This window comes from Nocardioides terrigena, from assembly GCF_003047265.1.
Classification (GTDB): Bacteria; Actinomycetota; Actinomycetes; order Propionibacteriales; family Nocardioidaceae; genus Nocardioides; species Nocardioides terrigena.
Genome location: NZ_PZYY01000001.1, coordinates 185,437 through 200,597 on the forward strand (window position 1 = coordinate 185,437; position 15,161 = coordinate 200,597).

The 15,161-nt window shown below is 73.2% G+C and carries 15 protein-coding genes; 13 read left to right on the plus strand and 2 right to left on the minus strand.

Features of this window, described 5'->3' with window-relative positions; all coding sequences use genetic code 11:
• Nucleotides 1–64: 64 nt before the first annotated feature.
• From DAE25_RS00860 to idi, 13 genes are all read left to right on the plus strand, one after another.
• Nucleotides 65–1,507 carry a gamma-aminobutyraldehyde dehydrogenase gene (locus tag DAE25_RS00860; protein WP_107764381.1) on the plus strand — a complete coding sequence of 481 codons (1,443 nt, stop codon included), beginning with the start codon at nucleotides 65–67 and terminating at the stop codon, nucleotides 1,505–1,507.
• 138 nt (nucleotides 1,508–1,645) lie between these two features.
• Nucleotides 1,646–2,884 carry a saccharopine dehydrogenase family protein gene (locus tag DAE25_RS00865; RefSeq protein WP_107764382.1) on the plus strand — a complete coding sequence of 413 codons (1,239 nt, stop codon included), beginning with the start codon at nucleotides 1,646–1,648 and terminating at the stop codon, nucleotides 2,882–2,884.
• Between the two features lie 17 nt (nucleotides 2,885–2,901).
• Entirely contained in the window at nucleotides 2,902–4,428 is a 1,527-nt protein-coding gene (locus tag DAE25_RS00870) for a CoA-acylating methylmalonate-semialdehyde dehydrogenase (protein ID WP_107764383.1), read from the plus strand.
• Nucleotides 4,421–5,812, plus strand: coding sequence for an aspartate aminotransferase family protein (locus DAE25_RS00875; RefSeq protein WP_107764384.1), 1,392 nt, complete (start codon nucleotides 4,421–4,423; stop codon nucleotides 5,810–5,812). The genes DAE25_RS00870 and DAE25_RS00875 overlap by 8 nt, the downstream gene beginning before the upstream one ends.
• On the plus strand, nucleotides 5,809–7,218 hold the full coding sequence (locus tag DAE25_RS00880) for an NAD(P)/FAD-dependent oxidoreductase (RefSeq protein WP_234410761.1): 1,410 nt from the start codon (nucleotides 5,809–5,811) through the stop codon (nucleotides 7,216–7,218). Before DAE25_RS00875 ends, DAE25_RS00880 begins: the two co-directional genes overlap by 4 nt.
• An 88-nt stretch (nucleotides 7,219–7,306) precedes the next feature.
• Nucleotides 7,307–8,071: a SurA N-terminal domain-containing protein gene (locus DAE25_RS00885; protein ID WP_107764385.1), complete on the plus strand. Its 765-nt coding sequence runs from the start codon at nucleotides 7,307–7,309 to the stop codon at nucleotides 8,069–8,071.
• A gap of 399 nt (nucleotides 8,072–8,470) precedes the next feature.
• Nucleotides 8,471–9,094, plus strand: coding sequence for a DedA family protein (locus DAE25_RS00890; protein WP_107764386.1), 624 nt, complete (start codon nucleotides 8,471–8,473; stop codon nucleotides 9,092–9,094).
• A 58-nt stretch (nucleotides 9,095–9,152) separates the two neighbouring features.
• Nucleotides 9,153–9,521 (plus strand): hypothetical protein, encoded by a 369-nt coding sequence (locus DAE25_RS00895; RefSeq protein WP_107764387.1) that lies wholly within the window; start codon nucleotides 9,153–9,155, stop codon nucleotides 9,519–9,521.
• Between the two features lie 96 nt (nucleotides 9,522–9,617).
• Nucleotides 9,618–10,445: a UbiA family prenyltransferase gene (locus tag DAE25_RS00900; RefSeq protein WP_107764388.1), complete on the plus strand. Its 828-nt coding sequence runs from the start codon at nucleotides 9,618–9,620 to the stop codon at nucleotides 10,443–10,445.
• A gap of 37 nt (nucleotides 10,446–10,482) precedes the next feature.
• On the plus strand, nucleotides 10,483–11,538 hold the full coding sequence (locus DAE25_RS00905; RefSeq protein ID WP_107764389.1) for a type III polyketide synthase: 1,056 nt from the start codon (nucleotides 10,483–10,485) through the stop codon (nucleotides 11,536–11,538).
• Nucleotides 11,535–12,074: an isoprenylcysteine carboxyl methyltransferase family protein gene (locus tag DAE25_RS00910; RefSeq protein ID WP_107764390.1), complete on the plus strand. Its 540-nt coding sequence runs from the start codon at nucleotides 11,535–11,537 to the stop codon at nucleotides 12,072–12,074. The genes DAE25_RS00905 and DAE25_RS00910 overlap by 4 nt, the downstream gene beginning before the upstream one ends.
• Complete coding sequence (locus tag DAE25_RS00915; protein ID WP_107764391.1) at nucleotides 12,067–13,101, plus strand: NAD(P)/FAD-dependent oxidoreductase; 1,035 nt, start codon at nucleotides 12,067–12,069, stop codon at nucleotides 13,099–13,101. The genes DAE25_RS00910 and DAE25_RS00915 overlap by 8 nt, the downstream gene beginning before the upstream one ends.
• On the plus strand, nucleotides 13,098–13,748 hold the full coding sequence (gene idi / locus DAE25_RS00920) for an isopentenyl-diphosphate Delta-isomerase (RefSeq protein WP_107764392.1): 651 nt from the start codon (nucleotides 13,098–13,100) through the stop codon (nucleotides 13,746–13,748). The genes DAE25_RS00915 and idi overlap by 4 nt, the downstream gene beginning before the upstream one ends.
• Here idi and DAE25_RS00925 read toward each other — a convergent pair.
• Both DAE25_RS00925 and DAE25_RS00930 read right to left on the minus strand, forming a co-directional pair.
• Nucleotides 13,745–14,659: an ATP-binding protein gene (locus DAE25_RS00925; protein ID WP_107764393.1), complete on the minus strand. Its 915-nt coding sequence runs from the start codon at nucleotides 14,657–14,659 to the stop codon at nucleotides 13,745–13,747. The genes idi and DAE25_RS00925 overlap by 4 nt on opposite strands.
• Before the next feature lie 67 nt (nucleotides 14,660–14,726).
• Nucleotides 14,727–15,104 (minus strand): DUF1622 domain-containing protein, encoded by a 378-nt coding sequence (locus DAE25_RS00930; RefSeq protein WP_107764394.1) that lies wholly within the window; start codon nucleotides 15,102–15,104, stop codon nucleotides 14,727–14,729.
• Nucleotides 15,105–15,161 lie beyond the last annotated feature (57 nt).

Here is a 15,161-nt window from a genome sequence, read left to right on the forward strand (position 1 = left end):
CATTTGGCGACGAAATCCGTCGCCGGACCTCCCGTTTTGCTGCGGGAATCACTACGCTCGCCCCATGGCCCAGCAGACTGAGCACCAGACCTTCCGCAACGTCGTCGACGGTGAGGCCGTCGACTCCGTGTCCGGCGAGACCTACGAGGTGGTGGATCCGAGCACCGGGGAGGTGTACGCCCGCGCCCCGCTGTCGGGCGCCGAGGACGTGGACCGCGCCTACGCCGCGGCCGAGCGCGCCTTCGGCTCCTGGGGTCGTACGACGCCGCAGGAGCGCTCCTTGGCACTGCTGCGGATCGCGGACGCCCTGGAGTCCCGCGCGGAGGAGTTCGTGGCGGCCGAGTGCCGCGACACCGGCAAGCCGCTCGGCCTGACCGCCAGCGAGGAGATGCCCCCGACCGTCGACCACTTCCGCTTCTTCGCCGGCGCGGCCCGGGTCCTCGAGGGCAAGTCGGCCGGGGAGTACATGGAGGACCACACCTCCTTCATCCGCCGCGAGCCCATCGGTGTGGTCGGCCAGGTGACGCCCTGGAACTACCCGCTGCCGATGATGGTCTGGAAGATCGCCCCGGCGCTGGCCGCGGGCAACACCGTCGTCCTCAAGCCCTCCGACACCACGCCCGCCACCTCGACGATGATGGCCGAGCTGGCCGCGGAGTTCCTGCCGCCGGGCGTGCTCAACGTCGTGTGCGGCGACCGCGACACCGGCCGCACGCTGGTGCAGCACCCCACCCCGCAGATGGTCGCGATCACCGGCTCGGTGCGCGCGGGCATGGAGGTCGCCGGCGCGGCCGCGACGCAGCTCAAGCGCGTCCACCTCGAGCTGGGCGGCAAGGCGCCGGTCATCGTCTTCGACGACGCCGACGTGGAGAAGGCCGCCCAGGGCATCGCCGAGGCCGGCTACTTCAACGCCGGCCAGGACTGCACCGCCGCCACCCGCGTGCTCGTCGGCCCCGGCATCCACGACGACTTCGTGGCCGCCCTCACCGAGCAGGCCAAGGCCACCCGCACGGGCATGCCCGACGACGAGGACATCCTGTACGGCGCCCTCAACAACGCCGACCAGCTCGCCCGGGTCACCGGGATGGTCGACCGCCTCCCCGACCACGCCGAGCTCCGCGCCGGTGGGCGTCGCCAGGGCTCCACCGGCTACTTCTACGAGCCGACGGTCCTGTCCGGCCTGAAGCAGGACGACGAGCAGGTGCAGGACGAGATCTTCGGTCCGGTCATCACCGTCCAGCGCTTCACCGACGAGGCCCAGGCGCTCCAGTGGGCCAACGGCGTGAAGTACGGCCTGGCCTCGAGCGTCTGGACCCGCGACCACGGCACCGCGATGCGGATGTCGCGCGGCCTCGACTTCGGCGTGGTGTGGATCAACACCCACATCCCCTACGTCTCCGAGATGCCGCACGGCGGCTTCAAGCAGTCGGGCTACGGCAAGGACCTGTCCATGTACGGCCTCGAGGACTACACACGAATCAAGCACGTCATGTCCTACATCGGCTGACCGCCGCGATCTCGGCGCGCTGCCTGCGTTGTCGGCCCTCGACGGCCCGCTCCGCTCCACGGCCGCCTTCGGGCCTCCGCCTTGGCATCACACCCATCTCGCGACGCTCAGTCGAGTAGGAAAGAACGGAAACGACACATGAAGATCCTCCTTGCCGGCGCCGGTGGCGTCGGCGGCGCGTTCGCGGCCATCGCGGCCCGACGCGACTTCTACGAGCAGATCGTGATCGCCGACTACGACCAGGCGAAGGCGGAACGTGCGGCCGAGGCCGACGACCGCTTCCTCGGCGCGCACATCGACGCGTCCGACGCGGCGGCGGTCGAGCGACTGTGCCGCGAGCACGGCATCACCCACGTGATGAACGCGGTCGACCCGGTCTTCAACATGCCGCTGTTCAACGGGGCCTTCGCGGCCGGCGCCGACTACGTCGACATGGCGATGTCGCTGTCGCAGCCGCACCCCGAGGCGCCGTACGAGAAGACCGGCGTCAAGCTCGGTGACGAGCAGTTCGCCGTCGCCCACGAGTGGGCAGGCGCCGGCCGGCTGGCGCTGGTCGGGATGGGCGTCGAGCCCGGGCTGTCCGACGTCTTCGCGCGGTACGCCGCGGACCACCTCTTCAGCGAGATCGACGAGCTCGGCACCCGCGACGGTGCCAACCTGGTCGTCACCGACGACGACGGCAACGAGGTCTTCGCACCGTCGTTCTCCATGTGGACGACGATCGAGGAGTGCCTCAACCCGCCGGTGATCTGGGAGGACGGGGCCTGGCACACGACGGCGCCCTTCTCCGAGCCGGAGGTCTTCGACTTCCCCGAGGGCATCGGTCCGGTGGAGTGCGTCAACGTGGAGCACGAGGAGGTCCTCCTCATGCCGCGCTGGATCGAGTGCAAGCGGGCGACCTTCAAGTACGGCCTCGGCGACGAGTTCATCACCATCCTCAAGGTGCTCCACACGCTCGGCCTCGACCGCACCGAGAAGGTCACGGTGAAGGGCGTGGAGGTCAGCCCCCGCGACGTGGTCGCCGCCGTGCTGCCCGACCCCGCGACCGTCGGCCCCCGGATGTCGGGCAAGACGTGCGCCGGGCTGTGGGTGACCGGGAAGGGCAAGGACGGCGAGCCGCGCTCGACGTACCTCTACCACGTGGTCGACAACGAGTGGACGATGCGTGAGTACGGCCACCAGTGCGTGGTCTGGCAGACCGCGATCAATCCGGTGATCGCGCTGGAGCTGCTGGCCCACGGCCGGTGGTCCGGCGTCGGCGTGCTGGGCCCGGAGGCCTTCGACGCCGCGCCGTTCCTGCAGCTGCTGGAGGACTACGGCAGTCCCTGGGGGATGCGCGAGCAGGCGCTCCCCGAGCAGGCCCTCCGGACGAGCTGACAAGAGAGAAGGACGACATGACCACGACGAAGAACATCGGCCACTGGGCCGGCGGCGAGGCCTTCGCCGGCACGAGCGAGCGGACCGCCGACGTCACCAACCCCGCGACCGGCGAGGTGACCGGCCGGCTCGCGCTGGCGTCCCGCGCCGACGCGGACGCCGTCATCGCGGCCGCCGCCGCGGCCGCACCCGCATGGGGACGTACGTCGCTCGCGGCGCGCACACAGGTGATGTTCGCGTTCCGCGAGCTGCTCAACTCCCGCAAGGGCGAGCTCGCCGCGCTCATCACCGCCGAGCACGGCAAGGTGCTGTCCGACGCGATGGGCGAGATCGCCCGCGGCCAGGAGGTCGTGGAGTTCGCGTGCGGGATCTCCCACCTGCTGAAGGGCGGCCACTCCGAGGGCGTCTCGACGGGGGTGGACGTGCACTCCAAGCGTGACCCGCTCGGCGTCGTCGGGATCATCTCGCCGTTCAACTTCCCGGCCATGGTGCCGATGTGGTTCTTCCCGGTCGCCATCGCGGCGGGCAACACCGTCGTGCTCAAGCCCAGCGAGAAGGACCCCTCGGCCGCGGTCTGGCTCGCCGAGCTGTGGAAGGAGGCCGGTCTCCCCGACGGCGTCTTCAACGTCCTCCAGGGTGACAAGGAGGCCGTCGACGCCCTGCTGGAGAGCCCGGAGGTCCAGTCGATCAGCTTCGTCGGCTCGACCCCGATCGCCGAGTACGTCTACGAGACAGCGTCGCGGCACGGCAAGCGCGTGCAGGCCCTGGGCGGGGCGAAGAACCACATGGTCGTGCTGCCCGACGCAGACCTCGACCTCGCCGCCGACTCGGCCGTCAACGCCGGCTACGGCAGCGCCGGTGAGCGCTGCATGGCGATCAGCGTGCTCGTCGCGGTCGGCTCGGTCGCCGACGAGCTCGTCGCCCGGATCGCGGACCGCACCCGCACCCTGGTCATCGGCGACGGCGGCGCGCGCGACGAGGACGGCGGCGAGGTGGACATGGGTCCGCTCGTCACCAAGGCCCACCGCGACAAGGTCGCGTCGTTCATCGACTCCGGCGAGCACCAGGGCGCCAAGGTCGTCGTCGACGGCCGCGACGTGCAGGCACGCGGTGCCGCCGACGGCTTCTGGCTCGGCCCGACGCTCTTCGACCACGTCACCCCCGACATGGACGTCTACACCGAGGAGATCTTCGGCCCGGTGCTGTCGGTCGTCCGCGTGGAGACCTACGAGGAGGCGGTCGCCCTCGTCAACGCCAACCAGTACGGCAACGGCACGGCGGTCTTCACCAACGACGGGGGAGCGGCCCGCCGCTTCGAGGCCGACGTCCACGTCGGGATGATCGGCGTCAACGTGCCGGTCCCGGTGCCGGTCGCCTACTACTCCTTCGGCGGCTGGAAGCGCTCGCTCTTCGGCGACACCCACGCCCACGGTGCCGAGGGCGTGCACTTCTTCACCCGAGGCAAGGTCGTCACCACCCGGTGGGTCGACCCGGCCAACCGGCCGCAGGGCGGCCTGGAGCTGGGGTTCCCCCGCAATGTCTGACACCGCGACCACCGACACCGCCATGACCGAGCTGCTCACGACCTCGCCGGACTTCGTCGACCTCGGCGCCGAGCGCACCCACGAGCTGGACCGACGCCATGTCTTCCACTCGTGGTCGGCCCAGGCGTCCCTCGACCCGATGGTCATCACCCGGGCCGAGGGGTCGCACATCTGGGACGGCGCGGGCAACCGGCTGCTCGACTTCACCTCGCAGCTGGTCTTCACCAACCTCGGCCACCAGCACCCGCGGATCGTGGCGGCCATCCAGGAGCAGGCCGCGCACCTGTGCACCGTGGCTCCGCAGCACGCCAACGCCGCCCGGTCCGAGGCCGCACGCCTGATCTCCACCCACACGCCGGGCGACCTCGACCGGGTCTTCTTCACCAACGGCGGCGCCGACGCCAACGAGCACGCCGTCCGGATGGCCAGGCTGCACACGGGCCGGCCCAAGGTGCTGTCGACGTACCGGTCGTACCACGGGGGCACCCAGCTCGCGATCAACATGACCGGCGACCCGCGGCGGTGGGCCAACGACCAGGGCTCGACCGGGACGGTCCACTTCTTCGGGCCGTTCCTCTACCGCAGCCCCTTCCACGCCACCACGAGCGAGGAGGAGTGCGAGCGGGCGCTGGAGCACCTCGCCCAGGTCATCGCCCTCGAGGGTCCCTCGACGATCGCGGCGGTCGTGCTCGAGTCCATCCCCGGCACCGCCGGGATCATGGTCCCGCCCGCCGGCTACCTCTCCGGGGTGCGCGAGCTGTGCGACCGGCACGGCATCATGCTGGTCGCCGACGAGGTGATGTCGGGCTTCGGTCGCGCGGGCCGGTGGTTCGCCTGCGAGCTCGACGGGGTCGTGCCCGACCTGCTGACCTTCGCCAAGGGCGTCAACTCCGGCTACGTGCCGCTCGGGGGCGTCGCGATGAGCGAGGCCGTCGCCGCGACCTTCGCCGACCGCGCCTACCCCGGCGGCCTCACCTACTCGGGCCACCCGCTGGCCTGCGCCGCCGCGGTCGCCACGATCCGCACGATGGAGGACGACCGCGTCGTCGAGCACGCGGCGGCCCTGGGCGAGGAGGTCTTCCGTCCCGGCCTCGAGGCACTGCTCGAGGACCACGCCTGGGTCGGCGAGGTCCGCGGCACCGGGGCCTTCTGGGCGATCGAGCTGGTCAGCGACCGCGAGACCCGCGAGCCCCTCGCGCCGTACGGCGGGAGCAGCCCGCAGATGGCCGCGGTCATCGCCGGGTGCAAGCGCCGCGGGATGCTGCCGTTCGCCAACTTCAACCGCATCCACCTGGTGCCGCCGTTGACCACCTCCGCCGACGAGGTGCGCGAGGCCATCGCCGTCCTCGGCGAGTCGCTCGCCGAAGCGGCAGCCGCCTCGTGATCCGCACCTCCCGACGGTCCAGCTCCCACGAGCGGTACGACGCGTGGCCGGCCGGCTCGTTCGACGACTCCGTGCTTGCGCCGCTGTGGCTGGACACCCCCGACCGTCCCGCCCCGCGGCCGGCCGCCTCGGGGGTGGTGCACGCCGACCTGCTGGTCGTGGGCGGCGGTTTCACCGGGCTGTGGACGGCGTTGCGCGCGGTCGAGCGGGACCCGGGACTGTCGGTGGTGCTGGTCGAGGGCGACCGGATCGCCGAGCACGCGACCGGTCGCAACGGTGGCTTCTGCGAGGCCAGCCTGACCCACGGCGAGTCCAACGGGCGCACCCGCTGGCCCGACGAGTACGACCGGCTGCACGAGCTCGGCCTGCGCAACCTCGACGCCATCGAGGAGACGGTCGAGCGCTACGAGATCGACTGCGGCTTCGCCCGCGGCGGCACCCTCGCGGTGGCCACCCGGGCCCACGAGGTGGGACACCTCGACCCGGAGGAGCCCGGCTTCCTCGACGCCGCGGCCGTGCGCGCCCTCGTCGACTCCCCGACGTACCTCGCCGGACGCCTCGAGCCGGACGGCACGGCCGTCGTCGACCCCGCGCGCCTGGCGTGGGGACTGGCGGACGCCGCGGAGGAGCTCGGCGTGCGGCTGCACGAGCACAGCCGCGTGGTCTCGGCCCGGCGCCGCGGCGCCGGGGTCGAGGTGCGGACCGACCGGGCGGTCATCCGGGCCACCCGGGTCGTCCTGGCCACCAACGTCTTCCGCAACCTGCTCCGGCGCCCGCGCTGGTCGGTGGTCCCGGTCTACGACTACGTGCTGGCGACCGAGCCGCTGACCGAGGAGCAGCTCGCCGCGCTCCGGTGGGACCCCAGCATCGGCATCTCCGACTCCGGCAACCAGTTCCACTACTACCGCGTGACGCCGGACCGGCGGATCCTGTGGGGCGGCTACGACGCGATCTACCACTACGGGCGCTCGATCTCCGACGAGCACGCGGACCGCCGGGAGACCTTCGAGGTCCTCGCCCGCAACTTCGCGCAGACCTTCCCCCAGCTGCGGGGGATCCGCTTCACGCACCGCTGGTCCGGGGTCATCGACACCTCCACCCGCTTCTGCGCCCTCTTCGGGACCGCCCACCGCGGCCGGACGGCGTACGCGACTGGCTTCACCGGCCTCGGTGTCGGGGCCTCCCGCTTCGCCGCCGACGTGATGCTCGACCTGCTCGACGGGGAGTCGACCGAGCGCACCCGCCTCGAGATGGTCCGCCGGCGGCCGTTGCCCTTCCCGCCCGAGCCGTTCGCCTGGCTGGGCATCCAGGCCACCCGCTGGTCTCTGTCCCGCGAGGACGCCACGGGTCGGCGCAACGCGTGGCTGCGGCTGCTGGACCGCCTCGGGCTGGGCTTCGACTCCTGACCGCACCCGGGGTCGCCCGTGTCGTCCTGTACGACGCTCCGGGTGCCATTTAGGTGGCACTCAGGGTCGTTCCGTACCGTCGGGACGGATGACTCACGTGAAGCGCACCCGCACCGTCCTCGGCCTCACCATGGCCGCCGCCATGATCGCCCTGACCGCCTGCGGCGGTGGCGACGACAGCTCCTCAGGCGGAGGAGACGCCTCCGAGGCGACCTCGCAGGAGGCCTCGGCTCCCGAGCTCGAGGGGATCCCCGACGTCGTGGCCGAGGTCAACGGCGAGGAGGTGACCAAGGACGAGTTCGCGCCGATCTACCAGGCGCAGCTCGAGCAGGCGACGACCCAGGCCGAGCAGATGGGCGGCGAGGCGCCCGACGAGGCCGCCCTGCAGAAGCAGACGGCCGACAGCCTCGTGGACACCGAGCTGCTGGCGCAGGAGGCCGAGTCGCGGGGCCTCGAGGTCTCCGACGAGGACGTCGACGCCGAGCTGACGGCACTCGCCGAGCAGAACCAGCTCGGCTCGGCCGACGAGCTCCTGGCCGCGCTGGAGCAGCAGGGCACCACCGAGGAGCAGGCCCGCGCCCAGCTCGAGACCCAGGTCATGGTCGAGCAGCTCGTCGACGACGAGGCCGGACCGGCCGAGGTCACCGACAAGGAGCTGCGCACCCTCTACCGCCAGGCGGTGCAGCAGCAGGAGCAGATGGCCCAGCAGGGCGGCCAGCAGCAGGAGATCCCGCCGTTCGCCGACGTCAAGTCGCAGCTCGTGGAGCAGGCCGAGTCCCAGCGGGTGGGCACGGTCGCAGGAAAGCTCGTCGAGCAGCTCCGCAAGGACGCGGACATCACGATCAACCTCTGACCCACCGGGCCGGCCCGGTGGTCCTCGACGCGTCTGGCGGAACCCCGGGGGATGGGTGCATCGCCAGACGCGTCTTGATCCACGATAGGGCCCGCCCCGGGTGGCAGACAGTCCCACGATGGGGTAATCGCACGAGCCTGCAGGCCCGAGATCGGCCCGGAAGACCCGCGCCGGCGCCACGTCGACGGGGGGTCGACGGTTCGCCGGCGCGGCAGGCCCGGCGTCGCCTGGTCATGGGGGGGTGGCGGACCGGACCCGGCCCTCAACGGGCGTCGCGATGCTAGGCCAGCGCGGCTGCCTGCGGGGGGACTTCAGGCGTGTTGGCGCAAACCCGACCGGGTAGGCACACCCACCCGTGCGGCATGCTGGCCGCGCCGACCCGACGACGAGAGGTGCTCCATGGGTTCCGTGCTCGACTGGGTCGTCGAGGTGATGCGCACCTTGGGCGCGCCCGGCGTCGGCCTCGCCACTGCGCTGGAGACAGTCTTTCCCCCGGTCCCGAGCGAGGTCGTCCTCCCGCTCGCCGGCTACACGGCCAGCCAGGGCCACTACGGCCTCCTCGCCGCCATCACCTGGGCGACGGTCGGCTCGCTGGTGGGAGCCTTCGTCCTCTACTGGCTCGGTGCGCTCTGGGGCGCCGAGCGGCTCGAGGCGATGGCCGAGCGCATCCCGCTCCTGCACGCCCGCGACGTGGAGCGGGCCATCTCGTGGTTCGGCCGCAACGGGCGGTCGGCCATCTTCCTGGGCCGCCTGGTGCCGGGTGTGCGCAGCTTCATCTCCATCCCGGCCGGCATCGACCGGATGCCGGTGCTCCGGTTCGCGCTCTACACGACGGCCGGCAGCCTGCTGTGGAACAGCGCCCTCATCGTCGCCGGCTACGAGCTGGGCGCCCAGTGGCACCGCGTCGAGGCGTACGTCGGCGAGGCGTCGGTGGTCATCTACGCGGTCCTCGGCGTGGCCGTGCTCTGGTTCGTCGTACGACGCCTGGTGCGGCGCTCGCAGCAGACGGCCGTCGAGCGGTAGCCCGCGTCGTACCCCTGCGGGTCTGACCGGTTCACCGGGCACGACCTACGTTCGAGGCATGGAGTATCCCCTCACCAAGGCCCTGGCCGTCGTGACCCTGGGCTACAGCGCCTGGGTGGTCACCAGCAGCGACACCCTGCGGACCCAGCTCGACGACCCGGCGGACTGGCGGCTCCCGGCGTCGCGGCTCGCCTTCACCTACGCCGGGCGGGACGTGCCGATCTCGACCCTGGCGCTGCTCGGCGGGGCGGGGGGCGCCCGCACGGCGGCCCTCCTGCGCATCGCCGGCGACGTCACCGACGCGGTCACGCTCGGGACGACCGCCTCCTCGGCCTCCGCGCGCAAGAAGGCCGTCGCCGTCGCGGCCGGCTACGGCGTGCTCAACGCGCTCGCCCTGGTGGTCGACGAGCGGCGCCGCCGGGCGTGACCCTCGCCGGCTGAGTGCGGATGATGAGCGTCCGGTGAGTACCGTCGGGGACAGCACCCCGGGCACAGGCCCGGGGCCGGGCGGACAGGGGAGGCCATGACCGCTGACGTCTCTCCCGGTCGCGCGCCCGCCACGTCGCGGGTGGCCGGACTGGTGGCCGCCGCGCACGCCGGGCCCACCCTCGCGGTCACCGTCCTCGTCGTGCTGCTCGCCGTCGCGGCGGACCTGGCCCCCGGCCGTGTGCTCCTCGTCGCCGCGGCCGTGCTCACCGGCCAGCTCACGATCGGCTGGAGCAACGACCTGCTCGACCTCCAGCGCGACCGCCGCAGCGGGCGCACCGACAAGCCGCTCGTCAGCGGGGCCGTCCCCGTGGGGCTGGTCCGGGCGGCGTGCCTCCTGTCCCTGGCCGCCTGCCTGGTGCTGTCGTTCGCCTGCGGCGTTGCCGCCGGAGCCGTGCACCTGTTGTGCGTCGCGGCGGGGTGGGCCTACAACCTCGGGCTCAAGTCGACGGTCTGGTCGTGGGTGCCGTACGCCGTGGCGTTCGGCGGCCTGCCCGTCTTCGTCGCCCTGGCCGGGTCCACGACGCCCCCGTGGTGGTGGCCCGTCGGCGGCGCGCTGCTCGGGATCGGCGCCCACCTCCTCAACGTGCTGCCCGACCTCGACGACGACGCCGGCACCGGCGTCCGCGGCCTCCCGCACCGGCTCGGGGAGCGGTGGATCGCCCCCGTGGCGACCGTCGTGCTGGTCGCCGCGACCGCCGTGGTGGTGGTCGGCTCGTCGCCACCGGTGGCGCTCGCGGTGGTCGCCGGCGTCGTCGTCGGTGTGCTCGCGATCCTGGTGGTCGCCGGCCGGGGCCGGCTCCCGTTCCTCGCCGCGATCGGCATCGCCCTCGTCGACGCCACGCTCCTGGTCGTCGCCCGATGACCTGCTCGTCCACCCGCCCAGATCTCCGGAGGCTGTCATGAGGATCCTGTCCGCACGTGGTGCGCTGCCGCAGCACTCCTACCCGCAGGAGGAGATCACCGAGGCGTTCGGCGAGGTCATCTCGCAGCGCAGCCTCGACCGCGCCCTGCTGCGCCGGTTCCACCGCAACGCCGGCGTCGAGCGGCGCCACACCGTGCTGCCGCTGGAGGAGTACGCCGGGCTCCGCGACTTCGGGCACGCCAACGACCTCTTCATCGAGCACGCCGTCGAGCTCGGTGCCCAGGCGCTCGTCGACGCCCTCAAGGCCGCCGACCTCACCCCGTCCGACGTCGACCTCATCGTCTCGGCCACCGTCACGGGTCTCGCGATCCCGTCGCTTGACGCTCGCATCGCCGCCGTGGTCGGCCTCCGCGAGGACGTCCGCCGGATGCCCCTCGTGGGCCTCGGCTGCGTGGCGGGCGCGGCCGGCATCGCCCGGCTGCACGACTACCTGCTCGGCCACCCGGACCACACCGCGGTCCTCGTCGCCGTCGAGCTCTGCTCGCTCACCCTCCAGCGCGACGACGTGTCGGTGCCCAACCTGGTGGCCAGCGGGCTCTTCGGCGACGGCGCCTCCGCCGTGGTGGCGGTCGGCTCCCAGGGCCCGGACGGACCCGTCGAGGTGCTGGCGTCGCGCAGCCGGCTCTACCCCGACAGCGAGCGCACCATGGGCTTCGACGTGACCGGCGGTGGCCTGCGGATCGTCCTCGACGCCGAGGTGCCCGCGATCGTCGAGCGCCACCTGCGCGGCGACGTCGACGGATTCCTCGCCGACCACGGGCTCACCCGCGACGACATCGGCTGGTGGGTCTGCCACCCGGGCGGTCCCAAGGTGATCGAGGCCCTCCAGGCCGCGCTCGAGGTGCCGCGCGACGCGGTCCAGCTCACCTGGGACTCGCTGGCGCGCGTCGGCAACCTGTCCTCCGCGTCGGTCCTCCACGTCCTCGAGGACACCCTCCGCGAGCGACCGCCCGCCCCCGGCAGCCACGGGGTGCTGCTCGCGATGGGCCCGGGCTTCTGCTCCGAGCTGGTCCTGCTGCGGGCCACCGCATGACCACGCTCCTCGCCTTCACCGTCCTCGTCGCGCTGGTCGGCCTCGAGCGGATCGCCGAGCTCGTCGTCTCGACCCGCAACGCCGCGTGGAGCATGGAGCACGGCGGGGTCGAGTCGGGTCGCGGGCACTACCCGTTCATGGTCGTCCTGCACACCGGCCTCCTCGTCGGCGCGCTCGCCGAGGCGTGGCTGCGGCGACCCGACGTGCCCTCCGCTCTCGCCTGGTCGATGCTGGCGCTGGTCGTCGCCTCGCAGGCGCTGCGCTGGTGGTGCATCACCACCCTCGGCCGGCGCTGGAACACCCGGGTGATCATCGTCCCCGGCCTGCCCCCGGTGCGCTCGGGGCCCTACCGGCTGTTCCGGCACCCCAACTACGTCGCCGTCGTGGTGGAGGGCGTGGCCCTGCCGATGGTGCACGCCGCGTGGATCACCGCGCTGGTCTTCACGGTCCTCAACGCCGCCCTCCTGACCGTGCGGATCCGGGCCGAGGACGCCGCACTCGCGACCCTGCCCGAGCGCGAGGCCAGCGATGCGTGACCTCGTCGTCGCCGGTGGCGGCCCGGTCGGCCTGGCCGTCGCGTTGTACGCCGCTCGCGCGGGGCTCGACGTCGTCGTGCGCGAGCCGCGTACCGGCCCTGTCGACAAGGCGTGCGGCGAGGGCCTGATGCCCGGAGCCGTGGCCGACCTCGCGGCCCTCGGCGTCGACCCTGACGGGCACCCCCTCTCCGGCATCCGCTACGTCGACGGCTCCGGCGCGGCCGCGGAGGCCGTCTTCGGCGCCGGCCCCGGGCGCGGGGTGCGCCGCACGACCCTCCACGCCGCCCTGACCGACGCGCTCGACCGGGCGGGCGTCGAGGTCGAGCCCGAGCCGGTCCGCTCGGTCCGCGACGCCGGCGACCACGTGCTCGTCGACGACGAGCCGGCCCGCCACCTCGTCGCCGCCGACGGCCTGCACTCGCCCGTCCGGCGCCTGCTCGGCCTCGAGGTCGCCGCGCGCGGTCCACGTCGCTTCGGCCTGCGCTGCCACGTCCGGCAGGCGCCGTGGACCCCCTTCGTGGAGGTGCACTGGTCGCCGGGCGCGGAGGCCTACGTGACCCCCGTCGCCGACGACCTCGTCGGGGTCGCCGTGCTCACCGACAGCGGCGCGCCCTTCGACGAGGTGCTCCTCGGTTTTCCGGCGCTCCGCGAGCGGCTCACCGGGGAGCGCACCAAGGTGATGGGCGCCGGTCCGCTGCGGCAGCGGTCCCGGCGTCGGGTGGCCGGCCGGACGATGCTGGTCGGCGACGCCGGCGGCTACGTCGACGCCCTCACCGGTGAGGGCATCGCGCTGGGGCTGGCCCACGCACGGGCGGCCGTGGCCTGCGCGGTCGCGGACGACCCGGCCCGCTTCGAGGCGATGGCCAAGAGGCTCAGCCGCCGTCACGAGCTGCTCACCCACGCCCTGCTCCGCGCGACCGCGCACCGGCCGCTGCGCCGGCACCTGGTGCCGGCCGCGGCCCGCGCCCCCTGGCTCTTCTCCGCCGCCGTCAACCAGCTCGCCCGACCGATCGAGGTGCCCGCATGACGTCCGTCCCCCTGTCCCCGGCCGAGTCGGTGGTCCTGCTCGACGAGGAGGGCCGCGCCATCGGCACCGCGGACAAGCGCGGCGTGCACCACACGGCCACGCCCCTGCACCTGGCGTTCTCCTGCTACCTCTTCGACGGTGCGGGCTCCGTCCTGGTCACCCAGCGCGCCCTCCACAAGCCCACCTGGCCGGGGGTGTGGACCAACAGCTGCTGCGGGCACCCGGCGCCGGGCGAGGACCTGGAGGAGGCCGTACGACGTCGCGTCGGGCAGGAGCTCGGCGTGCGCGTCGAGGGGCTGCGGCTGCTGCTGCCGCGCTTCCGCTACCGCGCGGTGATGGACGACGGCATGGTCGAGCACGAGATGTGCCCGGTCTTCGCCGCCACCACCGCCGACGACGTCCGCCCCGACCCGGCCGAGGTCGAGGAGGCGCGGTGGGAGCCGTGGGACGCGTTCCGCGCCGGCGTGCTCGACGGCAGCCGGGACATCTCCCCGTGGTGCCGCGAGCAGGTCGCCGAGCTCCCGGCCGACCCGCTCGCCGCGCCCGTGGCGTCGTACGACGACCTGCCGCCGGCCGCGCGCGGCCAGTCACCGACCGACCAGGCCTCGGGCGGCCGGGCCTCGAGCGGCCAGGCCTCGGGCGGCTAGGCCTCAAGCACGAACCACACCGTGGTACCGACCGCGTCGAGCTCCGAGCCCCACCGGGGGGCGAGGGCGTCGACGAGCTGCAGCCCGCGACCGTGGACGCGCAGGGGGTCGTCGGGCTCCTTGACCGCCGAGCCCGGCTGCGTGCCGTTGTCGCGCACCGCGGTGGTGATGACGCCCGGCTCGCGCAGGATGCGGACCACGCACCCGTCGTGAGCGTGGACGACGGCGTTGGTGACGAGCTCGGAGAGGCAGAGCGTGGCCACGTCGGTCGTGTCCTCGTCGACTCCCCAGTCGCTGAAGGTGCGTCGCAGGAAGTGCCGGGCCCCGGCGACGGCCGCCGGGTCGCCCGGCACGTCGTGCACCGCGACCTCGGCCCCGGGCGGAGCCGGCTCGGAGGACCAGTGGTCGCGACGACGCAGGTCGCCCCGCTGGGCGCGCCGCAGCCCCCGCCCCAGCTCGACGCCCAGCCTGGCCAGCATCTCGCGCTGCCCGACGCCGAAGTCCTGCGCCTCGTCGTACATCAGGACGTAGCCGCCGAGGACCTGGCCCGCCACGGTCATCGGCACCGCCGCCAGGCACACGGTCGCCGTGTCGCGCTGCCGCTCGACGAAGTCGGGGAACGTGGGTGCCAGGTCCGCGAGGTCGCCCAGCACCGCCTGTCCTGAGCGGACCACGGTGGTGAGGGGGACGTCGTCGTACGCGTCGACGTGGCACCACTCCACGGCCGTGCTGTCGGCGCCGATGTCGCCCCGGTCGCTGGCGGTGAAGCGCAGGCGACGGCCGCCGCCCTCGACGAGACCGACACCGGCACGGCGTACGCCCGGCAGCCCGCTCAGCGAGATCAGGGCCGCACGAGCCCACTCAGGGACGTCCGCGTCCCTGCGCTGGCCCCGGCCCCGCGCACTCTGCACGCCTCGAGACTAGTCCCGCTGGGCGATCGTGGTCAGTCTCCGAGGTGGGTACGCCGGGACGCCGGTCTCAGCCGGGCGGCGTGCCCGGCGCGCGCGTGCCGGCCTTGCGCCAGGGCAGCGTCCCCTCCAGCTCGACCTCGAGGGAGAAGCTGAGGAACGTCCGCACCAGCACGATCAGCCCCAGCGCGAGCGCGCTCTCCAGCGTCGGGTCCACCGTGATGGTGAGCACGATGTCGGCGATGATCAGGAACTCCAGGCCCAGCAGGATGGCCCGGCCCACGTTGCGACGGGCCGACTCGTAGGCCTGCTGCCCGCCCACCGTGCGGTAGGACCAGGCGGCGTGCAGGCAGGCGGCCAGCGAGCCCACGACGAGGATCGCGACCCCGCCGATCTCGAAGCCGTGCACGACGAGCTCCATCACCTCGTCGAAGGTCGGCGTCTCCATCCTGCGAGGATGACAGCACCGGGGGTTCGGCGCCTCCCCCCCACCTTCGGGGGAGCG

What these genes read in the sequence shown, in the direction of transcription:
- idi (WP_107764392.1), top strand. Translation starts at nt 13,098, where the DNA reads ATGACGTCCGTCCCCCTGTCCCCGGCCGAGTCGGTGGTCCTGCTCGAC.
- DAE25_RS00895 (WP_107764387.1), top strand. Translation starts at nt 9,153, where the DNA reads ATGGAGTATCCCCTCACCAAGGCCCTGGCCGTCGTGACCCTGGGCTAC.
- DAE25_RS00885 (WP_107764385.1), top strand. Translation starts at nt 7,307, where the DNA reads ATGACTCACGTGAAGCGCACCCGCACCGTCCTCGGCCTCACCATGGCC.
- DAE25_RS00875 (WP_107764384.1), top strand. Translation starts at nt 4,421, where the DNA reads ATGTCTGACACCGCGACCACCGACACCGCCATGACCGAGCTGCTCACG.
- DAE25_RS00905 (WP_107764389.1), top strand. Translation starts at nt 10,483, where the DNA reads ATGAGGATCCTGTCCGCACGTGGTGCGCTGCCGCAGCACTCCTACCCG.
- DAE25_RS00915 (WP_107764391.1), top strand. Translation starts at nt 12,067, where the DNA reads ATGCGTGACCTCGTCGTCGCCGGTGGCGGCCCGGTCGGCCTGGCCGTC.
- DAE25_RS00910 (WP_107764390.1), top strand. Translation starts at nt 11,535, where the DNA reads ATGACCACGCTCCTCGCCTTCACCGTCCTCGTCGCGCTGGTCGGCCTC.
- DAE25_RS00890 (WP_107764386.1), top strand. Translation starts at nt 8,471, where the DNA reads ATGGGTTCCGTGCTCGACTGGGTCGTCGAGGTGATGCGCACCTTGGGC.
- DAE25_RS00930 (WP_107764394.1), bottom strand. Translation starts at nt 15,104, where the DNA reads ATGGAGACGCCGACCTTCGACGAGGTGATGGAGCTCGTCGTGCACGGC.
- DAE25_RS00870 (WP_107764383.1), top strand. Translation starts at nt 2,902, where the DNA reads ATGACCACGACGAAGAACATCGGCCACTGGGCCGGCGGCGAGGCCTTC.
- DAE25_RS00900 (WP_107764388.1), top strand. Translation starts at nt 9,618, where the DNA reads ATGACCGCTGACGTCTCTCCCGGTCGCGCGCCCGCCACGTCGCGGGTG.
- DAE25_RS00860 (WP_107764381.1), top strand. Translation starts at nt 65, where the DNA reads ATGGCCCAGCAGACTGAGCACCAGACCTTCCGCAACGTCGTCGACGGT.
- DAE25_RS00865 (WP_107764382.1), top strand. Translation starts at nt 1,646, where the DNA reads ATGAAGATCCTCCTTGCCGGCGCCGGTGGCGTCGGCGGCGCGTTCGCG.